This window comes from Streptomyces sp. NPDC051664 (genome assembly GCF_044453545.1).
GTDB lineage: Bacteria > Actinomycetota > Actinomycetes > Streptomycetales > Streptomycetaceae > Streptomyces.
The window spans coordinates 1-1056 of the sequence record NZ_JBITCU010000143.1 but is presented as its reverse complement, the minus strand read 5'-3'; the positions used below and the strand labels follow the sequence as shown (position 1 = coordinate 1056).

Sequence of the window (1056 nt, the reverse complement as noted above, 5' to 3'; positions counted from 1 at the left end):
GACTCCCGCAGAAGTCCACGCCGAGTACGAAGAGTTGCAGGCAGCGGCATAGGCAGAACCTCAACACCGCTGTCCGAGAAGCGCAGGGCCCCTCATCGACGGCTGCCTCACCGAGACCAGACTCAAGCTGACGACACCACGGCTACAAGCTCAGGCAGAGCCACACTCGGCGCCCCTGACGTGGTGAACCATAAGAAGGGTTCACCACGTCCCGCAGAACAACGTAGGGATCAGTTATTGACGCGTCGGAGGTGCCGTCTCGCGTGCGCCCTCTGGGCGATGGGACGGTGGCTTGTACCCCTCTGTGTATGTGCGGGCAGAGACCAGGCTTGATCGGGACCCTTATGCAGGTTGGGACAGCCGGCGGTTTGCAGCCTGCTCGCGGAGCCGTCGGCGCCTCTGAGCGCGACGCTCCTCCTCGCTGCGGCCTCCCCAGACGCCATGTTCCTGCATTGTCTCCGTAGCCCAGTCCAAGCAGTCAGCAGTGACATCACAACGGTCACACACTTCCTTGGCCTGCTGGAGTTGCGTGAGCGCTGATCCCGTGTTCCCGATGGGGAAAAACAGTTCAGGATCCTCCTGATTGGATCCGCACTGGGCCACGAGTCGCCAGTCCATTGATTTGCACCCTTTCCTCGGAGGGGACGAAATATGACCCCTGCGTTGGATGCGATCGATGGCACCTGTGAGGCGGACACGCATCGACAGTGCATCCGATAGTTGAGACAGCAATACTGTCTTGGGTCACCCTTTGGTCGACCACAGAGCCTGTCGCAGGCCCAACAAATAATAAGCGCGTTGCCGGAGTCGACCGCGCCAGCGAGGGCAAAGCATTGCTGCCTCTTCGGACATACTGAGGTTTACAGGGTGGGGTCGGTGTTGTGAGCGTCAGTCCGGTCCTGGCCCGGCATCCGTCGACGAGTTAGTGGTGGAGTTGGATGTATCTGAGGCCTCGGCGGAGTGAACCGCCCCGGGTTCGGTAGAGATCTCAGATTGTGGTTGTGGCCTGGGGTTTTGTGAGTTCCGTGTAGTAGTTGGTCTCGTACTCGGCGGGTG

Annotated in this window: 1 protein-coding gene; it reads right to left on the bottom strand. The window is 60.5% G+C overall.

Annotated elements, in window-relative coordinates:
• Positions 1 to 342: 342 nt before the first annotated feature.
• Positions 343 to 618 carry a WhiB family transcriptional regulator gene (locus tag ACIA8E_RS42065; RefSeq protein WP_399307415.1) on the bottom strand — a complete coding sequence of 92 codons (276 nt, stop codon included), beginning with the start codon at positions 616 to 618 and terminating at the stop codon, positions 343 to 345.
• Between the last annotated feature and the right edge of the window lie 438 nt (positions 619 to 1056).

Coding starts and splice junctions, on each gene's coding strand:
- ACIA8E_RS42065 (WP_399307415.1), bottom strand. CDS start 618: ATGGACTGGCGACTCGTGGCCCAGTGCGGATCCAATCAGGAGGATCCT.